Genomic DNA, 23,511 nt, shown 5'->3' with positions numbered 1-23,511 from the left:
CTCAAAAGAATTGCTGGTTTATTTAATAGATAAGTTTTCTTATCTCACTCTGTTTAATTTTCAAAGATCTTGTCGCTCACTTGCGACTGGATTTACATCTTATCATGCTTCTTTCAGCCTGTCAACTAGTAATTTATTACCAACCTACAGTTGCATTATTGAGTAACTTATTATGTTGTTGACGGCTTTCATATAGTATCACACAAGCTAAATCTTTGTCAACATATTTTTGACTAGAAATTTTCGCTCAGTTGTTTGCCGTTTTCTCAGCGACGAATGTTATCCTATCATGTTTTATTTTACAACATATAGTCCTTATGTGTACCTATTTAAAACTAGCTTAGTTATTCTCTATATTTTTCACGTATACTCAATATTAAGTATACAGACACGCCTGATTTAGTTTATCTACTAAAGATACATAAACTATCTAAAATACAAATATTATGGCCTACTACTCAACTTGAGTATTGAGCTTTTTTATATCTGCTATTATAACAGGACATATTAATAAAAGTCCATGTATTTGACTGGTAACCACCATCTGACTCACCAACAAACAAAAAATTCTCATTTGGAATTATTTTTTCAACAAAGTCACTATCTGTGCTAGCACAAATTTAAAGGAAAACTAAATTCAAGAGGGGAATCAAAATTTTTGATCCCCCTAAACTTAATTTATTTAATAATTCTTCCTATTTGTTTTCTTCTTCGAATTTCTTCATAAAGTCTACTAAAGCCTTAACCCCTTCTATTGGCATAGCATTGTATATACTTGCTCTCATACCACCAACAGTTCTGTGTCCCTTTAAGTTTTCAAACCCAGCAGCTTTAGCTTCTTTTACAAACTTGGCATCTAATTCATCCGAACCAGTTACAAAAGGTACATTCATTAAAGAACGATCCTTCTTTACAACTGTTCCCTTGAACATACTACTTGAATCAAGGTAATCATATAGTAAATACGCCTTTTCTTCATTGATCTTCTTCATTGCTTCTAGACCACCTTTATTTTGAACCCACTTAAATACCTTTCCACATATGTATATTCCATATGCTGGTGGTGTATTATACAGTGAATTATTATCTGCATGAGTCTTATATCTTAACATAGTTGGAGTACCTGGTAGTACATCATCTGTAATCAAGTCTTCACGAATTATTACTACAACAACTCCTGCAGGACCTATATTTTTTTGAACTCCAGCAAAAATAAGTCCATATTTAGTTACATCTACAGGCTCGGATAATATATCTGAAGACATATCAGCTACTAATATTTTGTCACCTGTTTCTGGAAGTTCGTTATATTTAGTTCCATATATTGTGTTGTTATGACATATATAAACATAATCTGCATCATCAGAAATCTTTAAATTCTTTACATCTGGTATGTATGAAAAAGTCTTATCCTCAGAAGAAGCTATAACATTAATCTTTCCATATAACTTTCCTTCAGAAATAGCCTTCTTAGCCCACTGTCCTGTGTTAATATGATCAGCTACTCTATTTTTCATTAAGTTCATTGGAATCATTGCAAATTGTTGAGATGCTCCACCTTGAAGGAATAGCACCTTGTAGTTATCAGGTATATTCATTAAGTCTCTTAACGCTTTTTCGGCGTCCCCAATGATTCCCTCGAAAGCCTTAGAACGATGACTCATCTCCATAACTGACATACCAGTACCTTTATAATCTAACATTTCTTCTGCTGCTTCTCTAAGCACCTCTTCCGGTAATACAGCTGGTCCTGCAGAAAAATTATACACTCTTGACATTTAAAAAAGCCCCCTTTTGTTTTTTACATCTTGTTTAGCGGCAAATTTCTAAATATATATAAAGAAACATATTCACCTATAAACACAAATGTTCTTTTGAAAATTTAATATTTTATTTATAATATTATAACACAATTTAAATATAAAGGAATAAAATCATTATCTGTGTTAGCAAAAAACTAAGGAAGTCGTTTAATTTGCTAAAATATGAGAAAATTATTAAGTATATTGAAAATGAAATTTCACAGTAATCAACCATTACCTATTACAAAGGTCGTAATAGAGGTATAAATCTTCCTACGTCTTCCGGGTTTAAGAATTCAGGATTTCTTTCTTCATGCCAGTTGGTATCCATGCCCCCTAGGTACACAACAGAGCAACGAACCAAGACCTTCGCTTCCACCGGTGATTATTACAACTTTATTTTCCATTATATATAACCTCCTTATGATACTCTGATTGTACAGTCGTTACCTGTACGGCCTTCATTTTAGATATTGATTGGGCAGTGCTGATTTCAATTATAATCAGTACGCAAAGCCTGTAAGGAATCTTCTAATTGCTGAATTACTTCCTTCGCTGACCAATGATCCGTATGGTTTAAATGTCCAAGGTACTTTTAAGATCGTAAATAAAGCTGTAAATCCAGGTGGACCTTTTGGTACAATGTGGAGAGCATAATGTCTTGGACTTAAAAGATTATCTTTAGTTGGACTGGAACCTTGGTATGTGACATTTAGTCTTTCTATTTTGCCAATTCTTTAATACACTGATTGACATTATCCTTATATAAACCACCATGATAACAGATTACTGTTTCAATATCATATTTTGTTAACTTTTTCAGAGATTTTATACTTAAATCCATATCAAAATTAGTAAATGAAGAAGCTTTTGCAAGTATTCCACCTTTAACCACTAAGACATCACCAGTTATAAGCGTTTTACTCTGTTTAAGATACAGGCAAATGTGCCCCAAAGTGTGACCTGGAGTATAAATAACCGTAATTCCCCCGCAGTACGGTAACTCCTCACCATCGATTAACGTTTTATCTACTTTGACTTTGCAGTTTTGATAACCGGCTTTGAGTTTTTCATAGATTGATCTCATCTCCTCTGGTAATGAGTTCAATTTGGCTTCTAGTTGAGCTGTCTTAATTAGGAGCTTATCTCCCTCAATATATGCTTTTTCCTCTTCATGAGCAAGTATTTTCACACTATTAGGCAACTCTTTTAGAATACTGGAAACACTTCCAATATGATCAATGTCCTGATGGGTAAGAATCACCATATTTAGTTTATCAAGTGACACACCAACCTTCTCAATTGCCTCACGAATTTCGGGTAATTGCCCCGGATATCCAGCGTCGACGAGAATTACTGTATCATTATCACAAATAAGTGTTGGGTTAACTATACTGGGTATTCCCATAGCATTAGTAGATATTTCAAGCATTTCCACTCCATTAGCTATTTTCATTTATTTTTTCTCCTCTCAAATAAATATTTCTTTATTGTGTAAGAGCACTTACTTTTTAATTATTCTTTTAAAATAGCATTTAATATTACTTCTTTATCTTGCATATGCAAGTCTTTTTCAACATTAGGAATTTCTAATTCTAATAATTTCCATTCCAAAAACCTACATCTCGTAAAATACATTATATTCTCTCCTTCTATGTTCTTATAATATATCCCTTATTTTTATTATAACTATAATATCTATGGATATAAATACCAAAGGCATAATATTTCTCGCTGAATAAGATATACTAAACGTTAATCAATTTCAGGTCTTCAATTATAGAATAAATTTATTATTACTTTCCAATTTATTAAAGTATTTAAAGATCTATAAACTAAGTAACTTTAAAGTTATTCAGTTAAAGATAAAAATAATAATTTTCCCCGTTTGTGTTATTACAAAAAATAAAGAATGAAACGGGATTCTATAAGCTAGATTTAAAGGAGAGTAAAGTAACTGAGGAACAACTCAAAGAAACTAACAAAATTATTGAACTTTCTCAACCTTATACAGCATGTTTGAGTTCTAATGAACAATACATTTATTTTGTAGCTATTCCTACAGGAACTAAATCAAAGGATTTTTTTGGAATAACAATGTACCCTAATGCCTTATATCGTTACAATTTAGAAGAAAGAAAGATAAGTGAAGTTTTCAAAGTTCCAGATACGTTCATTCCTTCAATATCTTTTACATACCAGTAAACCAATATAATTAACACATTTTTTTAGATGGCTATTTTAGCCATCTTTTTTGCGTAAAAATAGCATTGTCATAAATTAAATATAGCAAAACACGTCCAAGAGAATCTTTTTAAGTAACTGCCCTATGAAAATAGTGAGTAGTTTCATTTCTATCAATACGAGGTATTTTAGTTTTTAATATATTTTTATTTACCCCTCTAAAAATAAAATACCCTCCGTAAATATTTATGAAAAAAATACGATAAAGAACTTTAGGAGGAATAAACATGAAAAAGATAGGATTATTTGTCACAGCTTTAGTTGTATCATTAAATTTAGGAGGAAAGGTATTTGCCGACACTACCTCTGCTACACTTGCAGATAAGGCGGGTATAACTCCCGATAACATTATAGTATACCCTATGGATAAGGCTTTAGATAACTTGAAGATTAGTATGGCTTCCGGTGATGATAAGAAAGCTGAAGCTCTAGCAGATGTAGCAGAAGAAAGACTTGGAGAAAGCGAAGTAATGGCTGAGAAAGGTAAAACAGGGCTTTCAAATGAAATAATAAATGAATATAATGATAAAATTACCGAAGCTCAAGAAAAGGTGGCAGATGCCATTGATAAAGCATCTAATGGTACTACTGATAGTGCTATAAAATTAGATGAACTTAAAAATTTAGAAATTACAATAGCTGATAAACAACTAAAATCTATAGAGGTTTTAAAAAATATAGAAAACAAAGTTTCTGGAAATGCAAAAGAAACTATATCACAAGTTATAGAAATGCAAACAAGAAAGAAAGAAGCAATAGCAGCAGTTATTAAAGAAAGACAAATATTACTTCAAACTAAAAAGGCAGTAAAAGAAGCTGAAAAAAGTCTAGAACAAGCTAAAAAAGCTGGTGATGAGCAAGCAATAAAAACTGCTGAAGATACTTTAAAGCAAGCTCAGCAGGCTCTAAACACTGAGAATGAAAAATTCAGTCAAGTAGTTGAAGCAAAGAAGCAAGCTATGAAAGGTGGAGTAGGTCAACTAAAGAAACAAGCTAAGAAAGACAAAAAAGAACAAGCTAAGGATGCAGCAAATACTACCACTTCAGAAGATACGAATACAACAACTGGAACTTCTCCAGCATTAAATAATGAAACTACTACAACTAACACAGCTGCAAATACAGATACTAATACTAATACTAATACTAATACTAATACTACAAGTACAAATACAGATACTGATACTACTACTTCTACTAATACTGCTGATGTTACTACTGAAAATACTGTTAACAACCATACCACTGTTACAAATAACAGTAAAGCTGACACAGTAAAAGAAAACAAAGGTCAAGAAATGAAAGCTAGCAAAGAAAATAATAAAGAAAATGGAAATAAAGATAAACACTAGTACGTATAATAAGATTCTTAGAAGTTAAAAGTTGAATATTGTTTAAATTTAATTACGGTAAAGTATTCAAAATAAAAAATACTAATATCCACAAGTTGTGGGTATTAGTATTTTTTTATTACAGAATTCACAAGAACGTGACAATAACAATTTAACATAGTCTATGTTTTTTACAATATTATAATTTAAAGTATTTAATCAAACTAGTAAGTTAAGTAAAACATATTTTCGACATATTTCTATGATATAATACTAATAAAAACTAAAAAGGAAAGGAGAATTCTTTTGAGTAATAATAGCATTTTTAATTATGAAAATCATAATGATTTTGAAGAAAGCCTAAAGACTATACTAAATACGGTAAATACCCAAAGTAAATTAAAGATAATTGAAGAAGATTTATACTATAATACCGCTAAAAATATCGGCAGTAAATTAAATATAACTGATTACGATATCCTATCAGAAAAGATAACTGAATTAGGAATAGGCCAAATAAGAATCACTTACATATCTGATGAAAAAATTTTAATTAGATTATACAAATGTTTTACATGCAGCAATATGGAATATATCGGAAAACCTGTATGCTATTTTGAAGCTGGAATTTTAGCAGGAGCTATAAGCACCATAACAAATCAAGATATGGATGCAGCAGAAGTTAAATGTAATAGTTTAGGTAATGATTTTTGTGAATTTGAAGTAACACAAAAAACGTATAGCACAAAACATTACAACTCCTTTATTGATTCAGAAAAAAAAGACATTAACCTTGTGAATTTAACCGTTCATTCTTTAAACTTAGTAAAAAACTATAAACTAGTACAATATCAGACTAAGCGTTTTACTGAAGACAATGAAAAACTAAATGAAGCTCTTAAAAATGCCTTAGAGATTAACAGCTTCAATCAGACTATAATAGATAGTATACCAAATTACCTAGCTGTTATTGATAGCAATGGTGTAATAGTTAAAATAAATAAAGAATATAGAGAATTTTCATTGAATCACTCTCTTTCTATAGAAAATAAAAATATAAAAGCTCTAAAATGGCATACCAAATATAGCCAAGTATTGGCTAAAGGACAGCCAGCTATATGGCAGCAAGTTATCAAAGGAAATGAATATATTATTTTTGAAAGTCCAATCTTTGAATCAAAGGCAGTATTAAGGCAAGTCATACCACTGGAGTCTGACTTTATTAAACTATTACTTAATAGAATATCCGATCTAGAAAAAGAAATGATCTACTACAAGAATAAGGCTATGGAAAAGGAAAATGGTATTGAAAATATAGAAAATATCATTGTACACAGTGATAAAATGAAGGAAATTCTTAATTATATGAAAAAAGTGTCTAAAACCGATGCTACAGTACTAATAAGAGGCGAAAGCGGAACAGGTAAAACTATGTTTGCAGAAATAATCCATAACGAAAGCCTGCGAAGTAATAACCCCTTTGTTTATATAGATTGTAGTACTATACCTAAGAACTTCTTTGAAGCTGAACTTTTTGGTTATGAGCCAGGTGCTTTTACAGGTGCCAGTAAAGATGGCAAAATCGGTAAATTAGAAATAGCTGATGGAGGCACAGTTTTCTTAGATGAAATTGCTGAAATTCCAATGGAAATTCAATCTAAACTATTGCGTTTTCTTCAGGAAAAAAAATTTGAAAAAATAGGTTCTGTAACTACTAAGAAAGTAGACGTAAGAATTATTACTGCAACTAATCAAAATTTAGAAGAAATGATAAGCCAGGGTTTATTTAGAAAAGATTTATACTATAGGTTGAATGTAATCAATGTAGCTCTACCCTCTCTAAGAGAAAGATGGCAGGAAATTCCTAGTTTAGCAAATAAAATTCTATTATGCTTTAGTCAAGAAATAGGAATTGAAATAAAGGAAATTGATAAAGAAGGAATGCAGGAATTGATGGACTATACTTGGCCAGGAAATATAAGGGAATTAGAAAACTTAATAAAAAGACTAGCCTTTTCAGTTGATGAAAAAGTGATTTGTAAAAATCATATATTAAAAGAACTTAATGCAGCAGAAAAATTCAATCAGTTTGATAACATAAATTCAGAAACTAAAATTAAAAGTCATGAGAAAGACTTAATTTTAAATATGATAAAAAAATGTGATTATAACAAATCTGCAGCAGCTGATAAACTAGGAATCACACGTCAAACTTTATATAACAAGATGAAAAAATACAATATCCTCTATTAACTAACATATATTTTATTCTATTACTACACGCTCTAATACTCACATGAAATTAATAACTCTGTTTATCTTTTTAAATACCAGCTTAAAACTCTCGATTCTACAATCGGAAAGTTAAGGGTTGCTGCGCACTTGACTGGCTCAACTAAAATTCACTTTATGTCTAATAAAGTGAAACTTGAATCAGATGGGGTTTGTCTTATGATCCAGGGACGTAGCCGCTCTTTACTCCCAGTTAATCAGAGAGCCAAAATCTGTGATTTTGTGCGAATCGGTTAAGCAGACATACAAAATCTGTGATTTTGATATGGTCGCTTACTCTGTGAGTACTCCTCTGAAGAGGAGTTTCCTATAAGGATGGGAGTATTAGAGCGGGTAGTCATCGGATAAATGTAAAAAATTTTTTACAGTGTAAAATAATTTTACACTGTAAAACATAATAAGATTCAAAATTCGCTTATTCATTTAGTTAGCGAATTTTATTTTTTTGGCATAAAAATTGCTATAAAACTAATAACTAAATTTTTTTAATATTTTTAATTTCAAGGGTGGTGATAAATATGAATAAATCAAAGAAGGTTTGTTTCTTAAAAGCTGATCCAACTTATTGTGTAGGATGCAAAAATTGTGAATTGGCCTGTGCTTCTAGAAAAGCAGAAAAATATGAAAAGGAAAATATTATTGGAAATATAAGTATTGAATCTAATATTATAATATCCCAAGGTGAATCCTTGAAAATTCCAGCATATTGTAGACATTGCAAAGATGCTTTCTGTGAAAAGCTATGCCCTACTAAAGCTATATCAAGAGAAAATCATGTGGTAATGCTAAATAATGACAAATGCATTGGATGTGGTATATGTAAGCAAGCTTGCCCTTATGGTGTTATTACCATGGGCACCTATAATGATGGATTAAAAACAAAAAAATTTGCAAACAAATGTGATTTGTGTGCGGACAGGCAGATGAATGATGAAGAGCCTTCCTGCTATGCTGCCTGTCCTACAAAAGCCTTAAAGCTTGTTTAATTGTTTTAAGAAATTATAAATTTTCAAAACTATTCATAACTTGATTTGAAAATCTACTAAGCAACTTTGTTATTATTAAAGGAGTATAAAATTATGAATGAATGTTATAATAGCTCAAATCATTGTTTAATTAATAAAGCAGAAAATGAGAAAATAGATTTAGTTTGGAAGCGTTACGAAAATATGAAGCCTCAATGTGGATTTGGTGAAAAAGGTATCTGCTGTAGAATTTGTCTTAAGGGACCTTGTAGAATAAATCCTTTTGGAGAAGAACCTCAAGTAGGAATCTGCGGTGCTAATGCAGATACAATTGTTGCAAGAAACTTAGTTAGAATGATAGCCTCAGGAACTGCGGCTCACTCTCTCCATGGAAAAGAAATTGCTAAAACTATTATGCATGTAGCAAAGGGAGAAACTAAAAGCTATGAAATAAAAGATTCCGCTAAATTAAAAGCTATAGCTAAAAAACTGAATATTGAAACTGAAGGAAAAGACCTACAAACTATTGCAAAGGAAGTAGCCTACAGCAGCTTAATGGACTACAGCAGAATAGAAGATGATGCTTGTAATTGGCTTGAAAATACTATAACAGCACCGAGATTTGAAAAACTAAAAAACCTTGGTATTACATTAAATAATATTGAATCCTCTGTAACTGATATTATGTCTAGAACTCATATGGGTACAGATGCTGACCCTGTAAATATTTTATTAGCGGGTCTTAGATGTGCGTTAGGTGATTATACTGGTATGCAGATTTCAACTAACCTATCTGACGTATTGTTTGGAACTCCAGAGCCGGTAATAAGTGAAGCTAATCTTGGAGTTATTAAAAAAGATGCGGTAAACATCGCTGTTCATGGGCACAATCCTTTACTAAGCGAGATAATTGTAGATATGGCTGATGTGATGCTGGAAGAAGCCATTAAGGCTGGTGCAAAGGAAGGTATAAATATAATAGGTGTATGTTGTACTGGAAATGAAGTGTTATTAAGACATGGTATTCCATTAGCTACAAACTATTTATCCCAGGAATTAGCTATACTTACAGGGGCACTTGAAGCAATGATTGTTGATGTTCAGTGTATTATGCCATCCTTAGGTAAGATATCATCCTGTTATCATACTGAACTAATTACCACCATGCCTGATGCCAAAATAACAGGTGCAACCCATATTGAATTAAGTAATGAGAATGGTGCTGAAAATGCAAGATTAATTATTAAAAAAGCAATAGATGCTTTTAAGAGACGTGATAACGGAAAAGTTTTAATACCAGAAGAAAAAAATCAGATAATTGCTGGTTTTAGTACTGAATCCATAGTTAGTCTATTAAGTAAAATAGATAGCAACGATCCTTTAAGTCCTATAATTGATAATATAGTTAATGGTAATATTCGCGGAATTGTACTTTTTGCTGGATGCAATAATGTTAAAATCACTCAAGATAATAATTTTATAGTCATGGCTAAAAAACTTCTTAAAAATAATGTATTAATTTTAGCAACTGGTTGTGGAGCCGGAGCTTTTGCTAAAAATTCCATGATGAACTCCAAGGCAACAGAACTTTATGCAGGAGAATCCCTAAAAGCAGTATTAACACTTTTAGGTAATGAAGCTGGACTTAATGCTCCCCTACCACCTGTTCTTCACATGGGTTCTTGTGTAGATAACAGCAGAGGAGTAGAGCTAGCTGTAGCAATAGCAAATAGACTAGGTGTAGATTTAAATCAATTACCTTTAGTAGCCTCTGCGCCAGAATTAATGAGTGAAAAAGCTATTTCTATTGGTTCATGGGTAACAACCTTAGGCATGCCACTTCATGTTGGTTTAACACCTCCCGTGACAGGAAGTGCTCTAGTAACTAATGTGTTAACTTCAGAATTAAAAAATATACTTGATGGTTACTTCATTGTTGAAGAGAATCCGGAGGAAGCAGCAAATAAACTACTTAAAATTATTGAAGAAAAAAGATCAGGTCTAAACCTAAGTTCTAATGTGGATGAGGTGATCTAATGTGCTACAGTGTAGATAACTTCGATAAAATTGACAAATGCATAAAATGTGGTGAAGCTATTAAAGTAATAAAACTGGATTTTATAAAGAAAAAAATAGAAAATATCTCTGATGAAAATTTAAAATTATTTAAATACTGCAGTAATTGTAAAAGAAAAATGAACAAAAATTAGCTATAGTAAGGAGTGTCGTTATGAAGATTGCAATCACAGGAAAAGGTGGAGTTGGAAAGACCACTATATCCGCTTTAATATCAAGAAGATTAGTACAGTGGGGTTACAAAGTGCTTGCAATAGATGCAGATGCAGATGCTAACTTTGCCTCAGCTCTTGGAATAGATATAACTACTCACAGTATTAAACCTATATCTGAAATGGAAACATTAATCGAAGATAAAATGGGCTCTGGCAAAGGCAAAGGACAAGGCTTATATACTTTAAATCCTTTTGTAGGTGATATACCAGAAAGATTTTCTATAAATTATAAAGGAGTTAACTTTTTAGCTATTGGAACTGTAAAAAAAGGTGGAGAAGGCTGCTACTGTGCTGAAAATAAGTTACTAAAAAGATTAGTTAACCACTTGGTCCTTAAGATGAAAGAAACTGTAGTTATTGATATGGAAGCGGGATTAGAACATCTTTCAAGAGGAACTGCTAATGGTATTGATGCTTTTATTGTAGTAGTTGAACCTGGTCAAAGAAGTCTTGAAACTGCTAAGAAAATTGAGGAAATGGCTAAGGACATTGGTGTTAATAAAATCTATGGCATAGCAAATAAAATTCGCAGCCAGGAAGAATTGACCTTTATAAAAGATTCTTTAAAAAACATTGAGATTCTTGAATCAGTTCCATATAATACATCTATTTCTATGGCTGATTTAAAAGGTATATCCCCTGCTGATATAGCTGATGAAGAACTAATTAATAAGGTAGATTCCATACTTAGAAAATGTAATTTTGAAGGTATCTAAAGAAAATTTAGTACTTATTTCACTTATAAAAAAGTAAGCTGTCCCCTATCATTTGGGGCAGCTCATTTTTTTAATTAAATATACTAGTTATTTTCTTTAATTTTTTTGCCATAGCACTTAATTCTCCTATGGCTTCTACGCAACTTTCAATATTTTTGCTTGTTTCAGCAGTAATTGTTGCGATTTGTTCTTCATGGTGTGCAATTTCCACGGCAACACCAGTCTGTTTCTTGGTAAAATCTTTTATAATGTCTATTTTATCTACCAACTCTTCTATTTTCACTATAATCTGTGCTAATTTCAATTCAGCTTCATCTGCTAATTTAACCCCCTGCTCAACTTCATGGTTAGTTTTTTCCATTTGTTTTAAAGTAAAGTTTGATTTTTTCTGTGCATCATTAATCAGACTTTCTATATTTGCAGTAGCCTCTGCTGTCATCTGAGCCAGTCTTCTGATTTCTGAAGCAACAACTTCAAAGCCTTTTCCTTCTTCACCTGCTCTGGATGCTTCTATTGCTGCATTTAATGCAAGCAAATTTGTTTGTTTTGCGATAGTATTTATAACTGTGATAATAGACCCAATGGCTTTTGACTTTTCGTCAAGTTCCCGTACAGATTCAACGCTGTTTTCAATTATACTTTTTATATTTCGCATACTTTGTATAGTGTTATTAATTGATTTACTGCCTTCAGTTGCATAACTTTTAGTAATACCTGCTTCTGCTGCAGCATTTCTTGAATTATCATATATTTGGCTTACAGTCTCTGACAATTTTCCAACTTCTGAGGATATAGTATATGCATTATTTGTTAACTCCTCAGATTTACTTGAAATATCATTTATTGAAAAATCAAGCTGCTGACTTTGATCTGTAAGAATATTAGAATTAGTTTTTACATCTGCTATTATAGATCCTAGGTTTTCTGTAAGCTTGTCAAAATAATGGGCAAGTACACCAATCTCACCTTTTGAATCAGCTTGAATCTTCACATTAAGATTTCCATGAGATACTTCTTGTATTGCTTCTGAAAAGCTTGAAATTACTGCTTTCTTTTCCTGCTCATTCTCTTCCCTTAATCTTTGTTTCTCATCCTGTTTTAGAATAATAAAAATTGTCATAGCAATAGCTGCAAGTGTAATTAAGAGTATCATTGTTACTTTTATATTGTATAATTTATTTTCAGAAAGCAATGCACTAGCATACACATTATCTTCAATTAAGTATGCTAGTTTCCACTCTCCATCTGACTTAACTTTAAGTGTATCAAAAATTATATTTTCGTCATTATTTTTTAATCCCTTTAATATCTTATCTGATAAACCTATATTCCTTCTATCATATATGTATATATTATATTTTTCATTATATAATAAAAAATTACTCTTTTCTTTTGGCATTGTAAAGTTAAGTTTTTCAGCTTCCTTTTTATCATCGTCAGTTATTATTAGAAATGGAACATTTAAAAGCTTAGCTTCCAATGCATTTGTCCTAAAAATTACAGATATAATACCTTTAATTTTATTATCTATTCCATAAAAGGGAATGGAATACAGGATACCATCAGCATCATGTACATTACCTTTACTAATAGAAGTATATTGAGAATTATCACAGGTTCTCAGGACTGGTGATATTACGGCTGGGATATCATCTAAGCTGTTATAAGAAAAACTAGGATAGCTGTTTTTCAAAGCTTCTATTTGCTTTGGATAGTATTCGTACTCGAACTGCTCTGTTTCTTCAGGCGTATCCGCCGTTTGAGGTTTCTCGTCAGAACTACTATCACTATTGTTTTGTAAAATCAAAGAATCATACATAAAAAATGGAACTTGTCCTTTTTTATAATCCAAACCATTTAAAACTGCATATATTTCTGAAACCGAAACGTTATCTGCCATATTGTTATAAATCTGCTGTACAGTAATTTGAGCATCTTCTGAAAACCTTCCTTGTTTAACCACATCTTCATCTTCAGAATTCCTATTACCTCCTTGTATTTGTCTTACACTGGGAAGTAGTGATATAGTTCTTGCACCTTCATACATATATTTAAACATGTTTTCTAGATCATCCTGCTTGTGTTTGAAATCCGTATCTTTAATTTTACCTCTTAACTCCAGCTTAGTATTTCGCACTTTTTGTTCATGAGAATTAAAAGTAAAAATATAAATTGAAAATGAACAAATTAAAATTAATGTGAAGAGGATTAAGATCAATTTATTTCGTAAATAGCTCCCTTTCTTCATTAATAAATCAACTCCTTGTGTAAAAAGTATAAAAAAGTTATGTTGTAAATATTATACTTGAACAATTAATATATATCAATTCAACAGTGGCAGTCTATACAAAGAGTTAACAGGTGTATTCTTCACAGTTTCTTATTTTAAGTATATGAAAATTTTATAAAATTACTTACCCCTCTAAAAATAAAATATCCTCCGTAAATATTTATGAAAAAATATGATAACCAACTTTAGGAGGAATAAACATGAAAAAGATAGGATTATTTGTCACAGCTTTAGCTGTATCATTAAGTTTAGGAGGAAATGTATTTGCCGATACTACTACTGCTACACTTGCAGATCAAGCGGGTATAACACCTGATAACACTATAGTATACCCTATAGATAAGGCTTTAGATAACTTGAAGATTAGTATGGCTTCCGGTGATGATAAGAAGGCAGAAGCTCTAGCAGATGTGGCAGAAGAAAGACTTGGAGAAAGCGAAGTAATGACTGAGAAAGGTAAAACAGGGCTTTCAACTGAAATAATAAATGAATATAATGATAAAATTACTGAAGCTCAAGAAAAGGTGGCAGATGCCATTGATAAAGCATCTAATGGTACTACCGATAGTGCTATAAAATTAGATGAACTTAAAAATTTAGAAACTAAAATAGCTGATAAACAACTAAAATCAATAGAGGTTTTAAAAAATATAGAAAACAAAGTTTCTGGAAATGCAAAAGAAACTATATCACAAGTTATAGAAATGCAAACAAGAAAGAAAGAAGCAATAGCAGCAGTTATTAAAGAAAGACAAATATTACTTCAAACTAAAAAGGCAGTAAAAGAAGCTGAAAAAAGTCTAGAACAAGCTAAAAAAGCTGGTGATGAGCAAGCAATAAAAACTGCTGAAGATACTTTAAAGCAAGCTCAGCAGGCTCTAAACACTGAGAATGAAAAATTTAGTCAAGTAGTTGAAGCAAAGAAGCAAGCTATGAAAGGTGGAGTAGGTCAACTAAAGAAACAAGCTAAGAAAGACAAAAAAGAACAAGCTAAGGATGCAGCAAATACTACTACTTCAGAAGATACCAATACAACAACTGGAACTGCTCCAGAATCAAATAATGAAACTACTACAACTAATACAGCTGCAAATACAGATACTAATACTGCAAGTACAAATACAGGTACTAATAATACTACTACTTCTACTAGTACTGCTGATGTTACTACTGAAAATACTGTTAATAACCATACCACTGTTATAAATAACAGCAAAGCTGACACAGCAAAAGAAAACAAAGGTCAAGAAATGAAAGCTAGTAAAGAACATGATAAAGAAAATAATTCAGCAAATGAAAATAAGTCTAAACACTAATACATAAAATTCTTAGAAGTTAAAAGTTAAGATAGTTTAAAATTTAATTACTATAGAATAAATATTTAAAATAAAAAAAATACCAATATCCATCAATTATGGTTATTGGTATTTTTTTATGTTGACTCTTAGTATTGAACATCTTTTAAGCACAAGCCTTTTGCTTGAGCTATGGGCCCCGCTTCTGATCTTTTCTTTTCATTTAATATTTTTTCTACATCTATTGGTTTAAGATTCCCCTTACCTACCTCTAAAAGAGTTCCTGCAATAATTCTTACCATATTCAATAAGAATCCGTTTCCATTTACTTCTACTTCTATCATACCATGATTTTCTGTTATATGTATAAAATTGATAGTTCTAACAGTAGATTTAGTATTAGGCTTTAAGCTAGTAAAACTCTGAAAATCATGAGTTCCAATTAAAACCTCTGCTGCATTTCTCATTTCATTTAAATCAAGTTTCTCATCAGTGTGATAAACATATTTTCTATTAAATACGTTTCTAAACTTATTATTATTTACTCTATATACATAAGTTTTTGACTTCACATTGTACCTTGCATGAAATCTTTCCGTTGTATCTTTCATAGATTTTACTACTATATCTTCAGGTAAAAATTCATATAAATAATTTAACATAATATCTATAGTAAGGCTAGAATTAGTATGGAAGTTTGCTATATAATTTTCAGCATGTACCCCTGAATCAGTTCTTCCACAACCTATTACTTGAATACCTTCTCCTGTCATTTTAGATAACACATTTTCTATTTTATCTTGTATAGTTGGAACACCATCTTTTTGTTTTTGCCATCCCTTGTATCTAGTTCCGTCATACTCAATTGCTATTTTTAAGTTTCTCATATAGTACCACCTTTAATTTATTTTCTTATCCATTGTTTAATTTTTCCCAAGTACATATTAATTATATACTGCATATGAATATAAATCTATTATATTTATTAATATCTAACTTTAATTTTGTCTTAAAGTTATTAGGTAAAATTTTAATATTTCACCAAATATAGGGTTCCTAGCTTGAAACTTAACTTATACGTAGGAATATGTTGACAAAACTGAAGCACATTTGAAAACTTTTTTATCAGTCTTAGTGAAGTGTTTTTAGAAAATCTTAGGAGCTTTGATATGGTTGAAAGCCTGAATGGCTTTCAACCAGCGACTTATCAATGGGAATTGATAAGTTGGTCCGGACTGAGGTACTAGTTTATCAAAGTTTCTTAGATTTTATATGAAACTCATCTTCCTTACGTCAGATGAGTAAGCGATTCGCACAAAATCACAGATTTTGGCTCTCTGCTTAAAACACGAACTTTAGACTGATTAAAAGTTTTTAACGTGCTGAAGTTTGGCAACATATTCGGTAGTATAAGTTAAGTTTCCACGATGTAACCCTATAACATAGTACATATTATTACACTGATATTGAGAAAATATCTATATAATTTATTGAAAGGAAGTATTAGAATGAAAGCTATAACATATCAAGGTATTAGAAATGTTGAAGTTCAAAATGTAGAAGATCCTAAGATTGTTAAAAACGATGACATTGTAGTAAAAATAACATCTACCGCCATTTGCGGTTCAGATTTACATCTTATACGCGGGAGAATCCCTAAAATGCCTAAGGGATTTATTATCGGACATGAAGCTATGGGTATTGTTGAAGAGGCTGGTAAGGATGTAACAAAGGTTAAAAAAGGTGATAGAGTAATTGTGCCTTTTCCAATAGCTTGTGGGCACTGTTGGTATTGTAATCATGATTTATGGAGTCAATGTGATAATTCAAATGAACATGGTGAAGTAGGTGGAATCTTTGGTTACAGTGAGCTTATGGGTGGATATGATGGTGGGCAGGCAGAGTATCTAAGAGTACCCTATGCCAATGTAGGCCCTAGAATAATCCCTGAAGAACTTACAGATGAACAGGTTCTTTTCCTAACAGATATACTTCCAACCTCCTATTGGGGAGTAGAAAATGGGGGTGTAAAAAGTGGTGATACTGTAGTAGTTTTAGGCTGTGGACCTGTTGGCTTGCTTACACAAAAATGGGCTGCCTATATGGGTGCAAGTAGAATTATAGCAGTGGATAATATTAACTACAGGCTTCAGCATGCAAAGAAGTTCAATAATGTAGAAGTGTTAAACCTTAGTGATTATGATAACACTGGAGAATATATTAAAGAAATAACCCATGGTGGTGCAGATGTAGTAATCGATTGTGTTGGTATGGATGGTGAAATGTCTACTACTGAAAAAATTGAAACTATACTAAAACTTCAGGGCGGTTCAAAGTCAGCTATTGAGATTTCATCTCAGGCTGTAAGAAAAGGTGGAACAGTATCCGTTGTAGGTGTTTATGGAGCCAGATATAATAACTTTCCTTTTGGAGACTTTTTCGCCAGAAACATTACATTAAAAATGGGTCAGTGTCCTGCACATTCATACGTAGATCGTATTTTAGATTTAATAAAAAATAATAAGTTTGATGCTACGGATATAATAACTCATAAACTGTCCCTTGCAGAGGGTAGAAAAGCCTATGAATTATTTGATAAGAAGCTTGATAACTGCATAAAGGTTTTATTAAAGCCTTAGGAAACTTGAAGCAACTTGAGTTTGTCTTACAAATTTTGAAGAATCAAGCTTGCATTTTGTGATAACTGCAGACTTGATTCTATGAATTCAACACCTATAGCAATTTTTTTCTCAAGCAACTTATTAGCTGGTTCTTTTTCCTTGACCATCTTCTTATGTAATAAGCTTAAAACTTGTACGCAGTAGCAGTTAAATAATCACACATAAATAGATTTCTATTTATAGAATTTTCCTTAAAATCCCTACAAGTACACCTTACGCCATCTAAATTTTTACTTAAACTTAGATGCGAAACTTCTGAATAATAACCTATAACTTAACAAAAAAAATTATATTTTCTCCATGTATTTCAGACCATATCTTCCCTCCGTGTAATTCCACTATGCTTTTCGATATAGCAAGTCCCAAACCACTTCCTCCAGTACCTTCTGAACGGGACTTATCCACCCTATAAAATCGATGGAATATTTTGTCCAAGTCTTCTTTCTTTATATCTTTACACTCATTTTCTATGGAAGCTACTATAGCCTTTTCCTCACTCCATAACTTTAGCTTTATTTCTCCCGGTTTAGGACTATATCTTATGGCATTCATTAAAAGATTTTCAAATACTCTTACTATTTTATCTCCGTCCACTTCAGCATAAATTTTTTTCTCTGGCATTTTTTTCTTTATTATTATATTATTTTCTTCACATATGATGTATAATTCTTCTATCAACTGTTCTAATAATTCATTTAAAGAAATACTTTGTATATTAAGGCTCATGCCATTATTATTGAGTTTAGTGTATTCAAAAAGATCTTTTATTAAAACCTCCAATTTTTCGGACTTATTGTAGGCTATGTTAACAAAGTCCTCCAGTTCTGTTTCGTTCTTGTATCTTCCATCTTTTACAAGTGCTAAATAACCTTTTATTGATGTAAGAGGAGTTCTTAAATCATGTGATACATTAGTTACAAGTTCATTTTTTGTTTTCTCTGCAGACCTTTCTCTTTCTATTCTTTCTTTAAGCTCTTTTGCCATAAAATTTATGTTATCTGAAAGTTTAGCTAGCTCATCTTTCCCTTGTATTTCTATTCTATAATCCAAATTATTTTTGGCTATCTGAAACAGCCCTTCTGATACTTTTTCTATATATCTCATTTTCTTACTAGTTAAAAAATAAAATAATGCTATAAAAACCACTATACCCTGAATTACAGATATGGGGGAACCATTTGGCCTTATGTAAGTAGTTTTTATCTCTGGTATCCCTGTTATTACTAAATAAGCTTTATCCTCTGAAAAACTTATAGAATCTATTTCTACATATTCTTTTACTTTATCTAAAACTATTCTTTTTTTCACAATACCATTATCTGTATCAATTTTAATAGAATTATTATACTCTCTTCTAAATTCTGCTGACCTCCTTATTAAGTCATGCATATTAAGGGAATTTTCTTTAGAATTTTTAGATTTATATAGTACTCTACCATCTTTATCTGTTATATATAATTTTACTGTAGTATTCTTGGAATTATAATTTTCTGCTGAAACTATAATTTCATTTATTAATTTTTCATTGTTTATACTAAGGGATTTACTTTCAATTTTACTTCTTACGTAATCACCTTCACTAGATATACGCTGAATTCCACTACTGTAATCTACTTCCGCAATCATATGCTTTTCTTTATAGTTTCCATCATACCAGGTTCCCACAATAAAAGCAGCCAAAACACATATTACAAAAGCAACCATAAGCTCAAGCCTTATGCTTCTACTCACTTTATCCTTTGAAAAATCATAAAATTTTTTTATAAAAAGTTGTCTTTTATTTTTCAAACTTTATAACCAACTCCCCAAACAGTCTTTATATACTTAGGTTTTCTAGAGTTCTCTTCAATTTTCTCTCGTATTTTTCGTATATGAACCATAACAGTGTTATCTGATTCATAAAATTGTTCCTGCCATACACTTTCGTATATCTTTTCAGTACTAAATACTACTCCTTTATTCTTACTGAGGAGTTCTAATATGTTAAATTCTCTAGGTGTCAAGTTTACTAATCTATCTCCAACTCTCACTTCATGAGTATCTACATTTATAGTTAAATCTTCAATTTCAATTATATTTTCAGTTCTTGCTGTATTAATATTATTTAATTTTGTATATCTTCTAATTTGAGATTTTACTCTAGCTATAAGTTCTAATGGATTAAAAGGTTTAGTTATATAATCATCTGCTCCTGTAGTAAGTCCTAATATCTTGTCCATATCTTCACTTTTAGCTGAAAGCATTATAATAGGCATATTTTTACTTCCTCTTATTTTCATACAGGCTTCAATACCATCCATTTTAGGCATCATTATATCTAAAACTATAAGGTGAATTTCTTCACTTTCTAAAGTTTCTAAAGCTTCTAATCCATTACAGCATTTAATAACCTTAAACCCTTCATTTTCCAAGTATATTCCTATAAGATTTCTAATTTCATTATCATCATCAACCACAAGGATAGTTTCTTTTAACATACTTCTTCCTTTCAGTACAAATATTATTTCTATTCAATTATAACAAAATAAATCTAAACTTCAATGCAGCAATTTTTATCCCTCAATATAGGGTTTCAAGCTCGAAACTTAACTTATACGTAGGAATATGTTGCCAAAACTGAAGGCACATTTAAAAACTTTAGACTGATAAAAAGTTTTTAACGTGCTGAAGTTTGGCAACATATTCGGTCGTATAAGTTAAGTTTCCACCTAAGAGCCCCCTATAACTCAATGTAAAGAACTTAAGAAAAACTTAAGAATTTAGGTGTTTTTATTTTAAGATTTTAGTAGTAAACTTGTTTATATAAGGTACTTCCAAATTATTCAACAAAGTGAAATTTCACTTTATATAAGCATTAATTAAATAAAATTAAGGAGTGATAACCATTGAAACATTCTAGAAAATTAGCCTTATTCTTTTCACTTGTACCTGGAGCAGGTCATATGTATTTAGGTCTTATTAAACAAGGAATCCAACTTATGCTACTATTTTTTTCTATAATTTTTATAGCAGCATCTTTTCAATTGGACTTTTTGTTAATTTTTCTTCCAATAGTATGGTTTTACAGTATCTTTGATGTAAGGTTAAAGAGTTTAGAGGAAAACCTACTTAAAGACGATAACCTACCTATATTTTCAAATGTTAGATCTTTTGATGATTTAATGAAAAATAACTTGGTAGACAAATATATAGCTTATGTTTTGATACTAATGGGCATTCTTTCAATAGTTAACAATATATTAATTCCATTAGCTTCTAATTATATTGATTATGAAATAATTAGATATACTAAGTCCTGTATTATATCCTTTATACTTATTACAATAGGCTGTTTATTACTTAGAAGAAAAAAATATGCTGCAAAGGCTGGTGATAAACTATGCAATCAAGAAGAGTCGGAACTTTAACCCTTGGAATACTTTTAATAGTTTTAGGAATAGTTTATTTTTTAATTACAGTATTTAATATACCTTTAGAAAAAAAGATCTTAGAATTTTGGCCTTTAATACTTGTTTCTCTTGGCATTGAAGTATTAGTATTAAATGACATTGCTCTAAAGAAAGATATTCCACTAAAATACGATTTTATAAGTTTTATTCTTATAGTAACTATGCTATTCTTCTCATTCGGTACCTATGTACTAAGCAAATTAGTTGGAGATTTTTTAGATCCAAGTTCCCCTTTATTTTATAGAAATTATATTAATTAGTACACTTAAATTTCTATTTTGATTTTATATGCTAGAAACCAAAATGAAGCAGGCTGTAAACAAAAAACTTTGTTTACAGCTTGTTAATATCCTAAATTCCTTCTATAACCTCAACAGATAACCCTGTTTTTATAGCTATAGATACCTACAGCAAGCCATAGCTGAAATTCTTCTTCTAAAAATCCATTAGCAGAGTTTTTAGAAATAAGTTTATATCCTCCTACTTTTTTAATTTCATCCACTATTTGTTCTTCTGAAGTTCCTCTGATACAATGAACAGGATACGAATGAAACTCAGGTGAAGCCTCAGTATGGCTGTCAGCAAACGCAATCTTTGCCATACCTAATTCATCACAGGCTTTTGATATATTTATTATATCTGGAATAATCCCTTCAACCCTTGAACTTTTTAGCATCCCTTCCCTTACAAAACCATTAATCATATCTACAATAATTAAGGCTGTATTATTTGGTTCTAAATCCTTTATATTTATTGTTTTTGAATCATTGATCATATCATAAATCTCTTCAAGAGCACTGCTGCTTCTGTTTAAAAATTCATCTTTACTTATCATATTTCATCACTTCTAATATTTTACTTTATTAATTGTACACTTGTATCTACAAAATTGTGCTGATAGAAAACTGCTTTTCTACCACATAATTCCAGTATATATAAATTTCGTGTAATTAAAAACTAAAATTAACCTAATACTCAACTGTTTTATTTCCATAAATTTGAAATTAATACATTTTAATGATATAATTAAGAACATTAGTGAATTTAAAATATAAAAATGAGTTGATAACTAGCTTAGGAGGGAAAACAAATTGAATAAAAAAACGTTACCTGTTATTATGATGCTAGCGTTGACTGTAATAATACATAGCAACGTTTTTGCTGCATCAAGCACTATCACATCAGATTCATTTAAGCAAACTCAAGGTGAAGAGAAAGAATTACAGGCAAAAGTTCAAGAATTGGATAAACAAATTGATGAGGTAATAAATAAAATTGATAGTAATAAAAAGGACATGAATAAGATTGCGGAAGATATTAAAAATACACAGGTTAAATTAGATGCTATAGAAAATACCACAAAAGCACAGGAAGATTTGTTTAAAGAAAGGGTAAGAGCTATATACATAAACGGTGGTCATAGCTATCTTAATGTAATTCTAACATCAAACAGTTTAAGTAATTTTATATCAAGATTAGATATGGTTACAAAAGTATTAGAATTTGATAACCAAATTATTATTAAATTAAAAGAGGAGAGACAAACTATAGCAAATCAAAAGGAAGCATTAATTTGTGAGAAGAATAAATTAGAAGCCTTAAAGAAAAGTAATGAAAGTAATCTATCAAAGTTAAATAAAAACGTAAGTGAACAAAGGAAGCTTCTTAGCAAAGTAACAGGAAAAGACTTACTAGCTAATGAAACTGCAAATACTTCTGGACAGTTAACTTTTAATGATAGTACAGGCTTTAATGATGGTACCTTATCTCGTGGTAAATCCATTTCCAGTTCATACTCACAAGTACTGAACATGGAAGCAACTGCATATTCAGGGGATGGCATTACAGCATCAGGTACTGCAACAAGAAGAGATTCCAGTGGGTATAGTACTATAGCTGTAGACCCTAGAGTTATACCGTTAGGATCCAAAGTTTATGTGGAAGGCTATGGATATGCTATTGCAGCAGATACAGGTGGAGCTATTAAAGGAAACATAATAGATGTGTTTTTTCAATCAGATTCTGAAGCACGGAATTGGGGAAGAACACAGGTTAAGGTTTACATACTTGATTAAGATTCTTTAATAATAGTACTAAAAATTTTATAGACCTCTATTCTCAATTATTACAAAAGCTTAAATCAAAACAAACCCGC

22 protein-coding genes are annotated in these 23,511 nt (G+C 30.8%); 13 read left to right on the top strand and 9 right to left on the bottom strand.

Annotation, left to right across the window (positions count from 1 at the left end; translation table 11 throughout):
• Window positions 1–695: 695 nt before the first annotated feature.
• Window positions 696–1,778: a 3-phosphoserine/phosphohydroxythreonine transaminase gene (gene serC, locus HGI79_RS12595; protein ID WP_185651039.1), complete on the bottom strand. Its 1,083-nt coding sequence runs from the start codon at window positions 1,776–1,778 to the stop codon at window positions 696–698.
• Between the two features lie 501 nt (window positions 1,779–2,279).
• Here serC and HGI79_RS12590 point away from each other — a divergent pair.
• The gene (locus HGI79_RS12590) at window positions 2,280–2,459 is read left to right on the top strand and encodes a hypothetical protein (RefSeq protein WP_185651038.1); all 180 of its coding nucleotides are present in this window, start codon (window positions 2,280–2,282) and stop codon (window positions 2,457–2,459) included.
• 64 nt (window positions 2,460–2,523) lie between these two features.
• Here HGI79_RS12590 and HGI79_RS12585 read toward each other — a convergent pair whose 3' ends face one another.
• Entirely contained in the window at window positions 2,524–3,258 is a 735-nt protein-coding gene (locus HGI79_RS12585) for an MBL fold metallo-hydrolase (RefSeq protein WP_185651037.1), read from the bottom strand.
• A 59-nt stretch (window positions 3,259–3,317) separates the two neighbouring features.
• On the bottom strand, window positions 3,318–3,440 hold the full coding sequence (locus HGI79_RS23275) for a hypothetical protein (RefSeq protein WP_278046707.1): 123 nt from the start codon (window positions 3,438–3,440) through the stop codon (window positions 3,318–3,320).
• A 252-nt stretch (window positions 3,441–3,692) separates the two neighbouring features.
• Between HGI79_RS23275 and HGI79_RS12580 the strand changes: the two genes are divergently transcribed.
• The 7 genes from HGI79_RS12580 (at window position 3,693) to HGI79_RS12550 (ending at window position 11,641) form a co-directional block, all read left to right on the top strand.
• The gene (locus HGI79_RS12580; RefSeq protein ID WP_185651036.1) at window positions 3,693–4,007 is read left to right on the top strand and encodes a hypothetical protein; all 315 of its coding nucleotides are present in this window, start codon (window positions 3,693–3,695) and stop codon (window positions 4,005–4,007) included.
• 266 nt (window positions 4,008–4,273) lie between these two features.
• Window positions 4,274–5,398, top strand: a complete 1,125-nt coding sequence (locus HGI79_RS12575; protein ID WP_185651035.1) for a DUF5667 domain-containing protein — start codon at window positions 4,274–4,276, stop codon at window positions 5,396–5,398.
• A gap of 285 nt (window positions 5,399–5,683) precedes the next feature.
• Window positions 5,684–7,630, top strand: a complete 1,947-nt coding sequence (locus HGI79_RS12570) for a sigma 54-interacting transcriptional regulator (RefSeq protein ID WP_185651034.1) — start codon at window positions 5,684–5,686, stop codon at window positions 7,628–7,630.
• 557 nt (window positions 7,631–8,187) lie between these two features.
• Window positions 8,188–8,655 (top strand): 4Fe-4S dicluster domain-containing protein, encoded by a 468-nt coding sequence (locus HGI79_RS12565; protein WP_185651033.1) that lies wholly within the window; start codon window positions 8,188–8,190, stop codon window positions 8,653–8,655.
• Between the two features lie 93 nt (window positions 8,656–8,748).
• Window positions 8,749–10,671, top strand: a complete 1,923-nt coding sequence (cooS, locus tag HGI79_RS12560; RefSeq protein ID WP_185651032.1) for an anaerobic carbon-monoxide dehydrogenase catalytic subunit — start codon at window positions 8,749–8,751, stop codon at window positions 10,669–10,671.
• A complete protein-coding gene (locus HGI79_RS12555; protein ID WP_185651031.1) occupies window positions 10,671–10,844 on the top strand; it encodes a hypothetical protein in 174 nt (57 codons plus the stop codon). Before cooS ends, HGI79_RS12555 begins: the two co-directional genes overlap by 1 nt.
• Before the next feature lie 20 nt (window positions 10,845–10,864).
• Window positions 10,865–11,641, top strand: coding sequence for an AAA family ATPase (locus HGI79_RS12550; protein ID WP_185651030.1), 777 nt, complete (start codon window positions 10,865–10,867; stop codon window positions 11,639–11,641).
• Window positions 11,642–11,711: 70 nt separating this feature from the next.
• Here HGI79_RS12550 and HGI79_RS23500 read toward each other — a convergent pair whose 3' ends face one another.
• Window positions 11,712–13,778 (bottom strand): methyl-accepting chemotaxis protein, encoded by a 2,067-nt coding sequence (locus HGI79_RS23500; RefSeq protein WP_185651029.1) that lies wholly within the window; start codon window positions 13,776–13,778, stop codon window positions 11,712–11,714.
• Between the two features lie 353 nt (window positions 13,779–14,131).
• On the opposite strand from HGI79_RS23500, the gene HGI79_RS12540 reads away from it, so the two are divergent.
• Entirely contained in the window at window positions 14,132–15,247 is a 1,116-nt protein-coding gene (locus HGI79_RS12540) for a DUF5667 domain-containing protein (RefSeq protein WP_185651028.1), read from the top strand.
• Between the two features lie 128 nt (window positions 15,248–15,375).
• Here the strand turns inward: HGI79_RS12540 and truA are convergent, their stop codons facing one another.
• On the bottom strand, window positions 15,376–16,113 hold the full coding sequence (gene truA / locus HGI79_RS12535; RefSeq protein ID WP_185651027.1) for a tRNA pseudouridine(38-40) synthase TruA: 738 nt from the start codon (window positions 16,111–16,113) through the stop codon (window positions 15,376–15,378).
• A gap of 621 nt (window positions 16,114–16,734) precedes the next feature.
• On the opposite strand from truA, the gene HGI79_RS12530 reads away from it, so the two are divergent.
• Window positions 16,735–17,865: a zinc-dependent alcohol dehydrogenase gene (locus HGI79_RS12530; RefSeq protein ID WP_185651026.1), complete on the top strand. Its 1,131-nt coding sequence runs from the start codon at window positions 16,735–16,737 to the stop codon at window positions 17,863–17,865.
• Window positions 17,866–17,891: 26 nt separating this feature from the next.
• On the opposite strand, the gene HGI79_RS23270 is transcribed toward HGI79_RS12530, so the two are convergent.
• From HGI79_RS23270 to HGI79_RS12520, 3 genes are all read right to left on the bottom strand, one after another.
• Window positions 17,892–18,014, bottom strand: a complete 123-nt coding sequence (locus HGI79_RS23270) for a hypothetical protein (protein WP_278046706.1) — start codon at window positions 18,012–18,014, stop codon at window positions 17,892–17,894.
• Window positions 18,015–18,174: 160 nt separating this feature from the next.
• Window positions 18,175–19,695 carry an ATP-binding protein gene (locus HGI79_RS12525; RefSeq protein ID WP_241428208.1) on the bottom strand — a complete coding sequence of 507 codons (1,521 nt, stop codon included), beginning with the start codon at window positions 19,693–19,695 and terminating at the stop codon, window positions 18,175–18,177.
• A complete protein-coding gene (locus HGI79_RS12520; protein WP_185651025.1) occupies window positions 19,692–20,384 on the bottom strand; it encodes a response regulator transcription factor in 693 nt (230 codons plus the stop codon). Before HGI79_RS12520 ends, HGI79_RS12525 begins: the two co-directional genes overlap by 4 nt.
• Before the next feature lie 408 nt (window positions 20,385–20,792).
• Between HGI79_RS12520 and HGI79_RS12515 the strand changes: the two genes are divergently transcribed.
• Together HGI79_RS12515 and HGI79_RS12510 are read left to right on the top strand one after the other, a co-directional pair.
• Window positions 20,793–21,314, top strand: a complete 522-nt coding sequence (locus HGI79_RS12515; RefSeq protein WP_185651024.1) for a hypothetical protein — start codon at window positions 20,793–20,795, stop codon at window positions 21,312–21,314.
• Window positions 21,287–21,616, top strand: a complete 330-nt coding sequence (locus tag HGI79_RS12510; RefSeq protein WP_185651023.1) for a LiaI-LiaF-like domain-containing protein — start codon at window positions 21,287–21,289, stop codon at window positions 21,614–21,616. Before HGI79_RS12515 ends, HGI79_RS12510 begins: the two co-directional genes overlap by 28 nt.
• Window positions 21,617–21,726: 110 nt before the next feature.
• On the opposite strand, the gene HGI79_RS12505 is transcribed toward HGI79_RS12510, so the two are convergent.
• A complete protein-coding gene (locus tag HGI79_RS12505; RefSeq protein ID WP_185651022.1) occupies window positions 21,727–22,191 on the bottom strand; it encodes a cysteine hydrolase family protein in 465 nt (154 codons plus the stop codon).
• Between the two features lie 256 nt (window positions 22,192–22,447).
• Here HGI79_RS12505 and HGI79_RS12500 point away from each other — a divergent pair, with 256 nt between their 5' ends.
• Window positions 22,448–23,431 (top strand): 3D domain-containing protein, encoded by a 984-nt coding sequence (locus HGI79_RS12500; protein ID WP_241428207.1) that lies wholly within the window; start codon window positions 22,448–22,450, stop codon window positions 23,429–23,431.
• Window positions 23,432–23,511 lie beyond the last annotated feature (80 nt).

The sequence above is a fragment of the Clostridium sp. DJ247 genome, from assembly GCF_014231265.1.
Note: the sequence above shows the minus strand (reverse complement) of the source record. Positions and strands in the feature narration are given on the sequence as shown.

What these genes read in the sequence shown, in the direction of transcription:
- HGI79_RS23270 (WP_278046706.1), bottom strand. Translation starts at nt 18,014, where the DNA reads ATGGTCAAGGAAAAAGAACCAGCTAATAAGTTGCTTGAGAAAAAAATT.
- serC (WP_185651039.1), bottom strand. Translation starts at nt 1,778, where the DNA reads ATGTCAAGAGTGTATAATTTTTCTGCAGGACCAGCTGTATTACCGGAA.
- cooS (WP_185651032.1), top strand. Translation starts at nt 8,749, where the DNA reads ATGAATGAATGTTATAATAGCTCAAATCATTGTTTAATTAATAAAGCA.
- HGI79_RS12530 (WP_185651026.1), top strand. Translation starts at nt 16,735, where the DNA reads ATGAAAGCTATAACATATCAAGGTATTAGAAATGTTGAAGTTCAAAAT.
- HGI79_RS12575 (WP_185651035.1), top strand. Translation starts at nt 4,274, where the DNA reads ATGAAAAAGATAGGATTATTTGTCACAGCTTTAGTTGTATCATTAAAT.
- HGI79_RS12550 (WP_185651030.1), top strand. Translation starts at nt 10,865, where the DNA reads ATGAAGATTGCAATCACAGGAAAAGGTGGAGTTGGAAAGACCACTATA.
- HGI79_RS12505 (WP_185651022.1), bottom strand. Translation starts at nt 22,191, where the DNA reads ATGATAAGTAAAGATGAATTTTTAAACAGAAGCAGCAGTGCTCTTGAA.
- HGI79_RS23275 (WP_278046707.1), bottom strand. Translation starts at nt 3,440, where the DNA reads ATGTATTTTACGAGATGTAGGTTTTTGGAATGGAAATTATTAGAATTA.
- HGI79_RS12585 (WP_185651037.1), bottom strand. Translation starts at nt 3,258, where the DNA reads ATGAAAATAGCTAATGGAGTGGAAATGCTTGAAATATCTACTAATGCT.
- HGI79_RS12565 (WP_185651033.1), top strand. Translation starts at nt 8,188, where the DNA reads ATGAATAAATCAAAGAAGGTTTGTTTCTTAAAAGCTGATCCAACTTAT.
- HGI79_RS12510 (WP_185651023.1), top strand. Translation starts at nt 21,287, where the DNA reads ATGCAATCAAGAAGAGTCGGAACTTTAACCCTTGGAATACTTTTAATA.
- HGI79_RS12540 (WP_185651028.1), top strand. Translation starts at nt 14,132, where the DNA reads ATGAAAAAGATAGGATTATTTGTCACAGCTTTAGCTGTATCATTAAGT.
- truA (WP_185651027.1), bottom strand. Translation starts at nt 16,113, where the DNA reads ATGAGAAACTTAAAAATAGCAATTGAGTATGACGGAACTAGATACAAG.
- HGI79_RS12555 (WP_185651031.1), top strand. Translation starts at nt 10,671, where the DNA reads ATGTGCTACAGTGTAGATAACTTCGATAAAATTGACAAATGCATAAAA.
- HGI79_RS12520 (WP_185651025.1), bottom strand. Translation starts at nt 20,384, where the DNA reads ATGTTAAAAGAAACTATCCTTGTGGTTGATGATGATAATGAAATTAGA.